General features: G+C 49.7%; 1 protein-coding gene. It reads left to right on the top strand.

What is annotated here, in order from left to right; genetic code table 11:
- Window positions 1-65: 65 nt before the first annotated feature.
- The gene (locus tag FDW95_RS11795; RefSeq protein WP_212734301.1) at window positions 66-3,092 is read left to right on the top strand and encodes a tetratricopeptide repeat protein; all 3,027 of its coding nucleotides are present in this window, start codon (window positions 66-68) and stop codon (window positions 3,090-3,092) included.
- Window positions 3,093-3,178 lie beyond the last annotated feature (86 nt).

Below are 3,178 nucleotides of genomic sequence, written 5' to 3'. Positions count from 1 at the left end.
ATCAATAAGTTGGAGTCATTACCATATTTTGTCGCAAGTTGTGCGAACGCACGATCTGCCCAAACTTGAAGCCTGCTACCGGTCCGGAGGGAGGAGGGGACAGCAAAGCTGATTCAGAAACTATTCCGATTGCCGACGAGATTGCTACTCTCACGTATATGGGGGACGCAAATGCTGCACAGGAGCGTTGGGCATTCGCTTTCAGTGCTAAGAGAAAGTGGGCGGAGAAAGTTCGCAATGACGTTGCAGGCATTGTGGCTACGCAGCGTGGCTATCAGAAAGTTTATTGTGTAACAGCGCAGTTCGCTCGGGCGAAGGATCGCGCCCGCGTCGAGGATGAACTTTCGAAACAGTACGGTGTGACCATCACTATTCTTGACCGGAGTTGGATTGTTGATCAGGTCGTCAGTAATGATCGTAAGGACCTAGCCTTTAATTACCTTGGTGTAGGGCAGGAGGTTGCAGGCTCAAAGCGTATGGGGCCCACAGATTACTCCCGCTCACAGCAACTTGAAGACATCGAGAAAACGCTCGGCAATCCGGAGGCATTTTCTGGGATGAAAATGCAACGAGTTACGGAATCTCTGGTGGCAGCTAAGTTGTCGCGTAATCTAGAGCTCCCACGAATCGAGACAGATGGTCGGTTTGCTCGTGCAATTCGACTCGCTGAACAAGATGGAACTTATCGCCAGAAGTTGGAAGCGCACTACGAGTCCATCTGGACCGCCTTTTGGTGGTTCGATGACATCGCGTATTTGAACGGAAGGTATGACGAGTTTGCGAATCTGGTGTGCGACACGGATCACGCCATAAACCTTGAGTTTCTTTGTAATCTAGTACAATTGCTATTCAACTCGGTCATTCATCAGCATTTGACGGTCGAAGAGGCTAGGCTTGAAGAGCGAGCATCTAGATTGACCGAGAGGTTAAAGGTAATTGCTGAGAATAAAGAACGTCCAAATAATGCCTTGGAGGCCCTGTCGTCGTTACTCGTCATAGAAGTCAATCAGGCGATACTTAAACAAGATACTGAAAAACTGAGTTCGCTATGGCCGCAGTTCTCGGATGTCGTCAAGCGTGCGAGAGGTCTCGGTGAGTTTTCTGCTGAGCGTTTGACTAAAATGATTGAGGTGTTCGGGCTCGTCGCCGGTAAGGACAGTAGTTATGTCCAACTGGTTGACGAGGTAGCAGCGTTTGTTTCTGAGCGTACCGGTGAGGCTCAGGGGGCGTTAGTGCTTCTCAAGCGAGCGCAACAACTCGATTTCGAAGATAACTTCGAAATCATTCGTTTGTTGGGCAAAGCCGCGCGTCAACTCACTAAAAAAGAATATGCCGATTCTCTGATCGAAGCACTGCAACTGCTCACGTTTGCTTATCGTAGTGCCGGATTGCTCTGGGCTGCGCGGGCTACATGCATTTTTGCAATGGCTTCGATGTTCATCGAAGCCGAGAAGGACAGTGATCTTTCGGCTTCGATCGTACCCATGGTTATGGCCCTCGCTTGGATTGCTGTCGAACTTCGGCATCTTCCAGACGCTCTCGAAGCTGTTCGGTTAGTTCGAGGTTGTACGGCGATGCTTCCGCTCGACGACTCATCAAAAGATCGTATCGCGAAGCGACTTACGGAGTTAGATCTTATTCTGGCGAGCCAAATCCTAAATTTCACAGCGGAAGAACTTCAACACGTTGTGCGATTACCTGATGTTCTTGGTGGACTCGGTCTGCAACAGAGTCGAAACTCGCTGATTTACGCGCTCGGCCATGAAGCCGAACTTCGTCGGGAGGGATCAATACCGCAAGAAGAGACGCCAGAGAAGGTGGCCGAGTTATTTACTTTGCTTGCTAGCCAACCGGTATCTAGCAACCAGCATGGTCCTGTCATCTTTAACGAGGCAGACTCGCAGTGCCTTGTCTCAAGAGTTCAGGGCATTCGTGTGGCAGTCTTTCACCCGTGCTCCGATGCCTTAGTTCTTGCCGCAGAAGCAGTAATAGGATCCGTTGAAGCATTTTTTGCAACCGCAATCGAAAGCGGCGCCGTAGCGCATACAGAGAACTTCACTATATCACTTCAAGATAGTTCTGAAGTGCTGGCACCTGACTACACGATCAATACTGATGAAATGACGGCGATAGTTCGCTGGCCGACTGGGTTCAAACCAGCTACATTTGCCCGGCAGGCCGACATCCAGAAAATGCTGATTGGATTGGCTGCTGAGATTTTTGCTGCCACTTGCTACGTGGAGGATATGCGAAAAACGATCGAACATCTCTTCAGCAGTGAGGCGGTGCTTGATCGCATTAGCATGGTCGTAATTGTCGGCAATAGTCGGCAACGCGTATTCAAAGAAGGGCTATCGAAGCTCAGTGATTGGACGCAGATGGCGATATCGGAGTTCACTCTTGAGTCGTCTCGTCCCGTAATCATCCGCCGCTTATTAAACACGGTTGAGGATCAGGAAAGATGCTCGACGGTAGGAAAACGAAGTTCCCCGCCCCTAACAAGTGATCATCGCGATCTGGGTGTTCGCTCAGTTATAGATGTTCATCTTTGGGATCAAGCTGGTTGGAATGGAACTGCTTTTACTCATTGGGGGCCCTCGTATCCTCCAGCGATTGCGCTCATGTTTAAGCACGAGGATGCCGCGAGGAAGATTTTTTCACGTTGGCGTCAACGTCTAGGAACGGTCGATAAGCAGGACGAAATTTACCTAGCGATTCTGCGTGGAATATCCGTTGACGAACCGGCGCATTACCGTGTTCTTATCACTTCTAGGCTTTCTAATGATGAGGGCGAAACGTCAGGCAAGACCTTCATGATGGCATCACGTATGCAAACCATGCATGCAGAAACCGATGTCAACCTGATCCGCTTTCTTAATATTTACAGGCAGTCACGCGCGTATTTGCTTCTTCCTGCGATATTTAATGGACGGGCTGAGCCGAAGTTTATTCCAGAGCTAGCAATCCTAAAGCGGGAGCTTAGTGTAAAGAACGCTATCGAGGTGAACGAGCATGACGTTGAGGTGATGGCTCTTGGGGCAGAAGAGTATCGCCGTCGGTTCGGAACGTCTGGGCCTGGCAACAGAAGTTAGGTACTGATATCTGGTACTGCAATGAGCCCATTGATGGAATAAGTCCTGCTACGGACTAGGATGTCAACTCAGTGAAGCTCTTCTTC

Source organism: Citrobacter sp. wls718 (genome assembly GCF_005280945.1).
GTDB classification, from domain to species: Bacteria; Pseudomonadota; Gammaproteobacteria; order Enterobacterales; family Enterobacteriaceae; genus Citrobacter; species Citrobacter gillenii.
The sequence above is the reverse complement of the archived record's forward strand: the minus strand, read 5'-3'. Positions and strand labels throughout refer to the sequence as shown.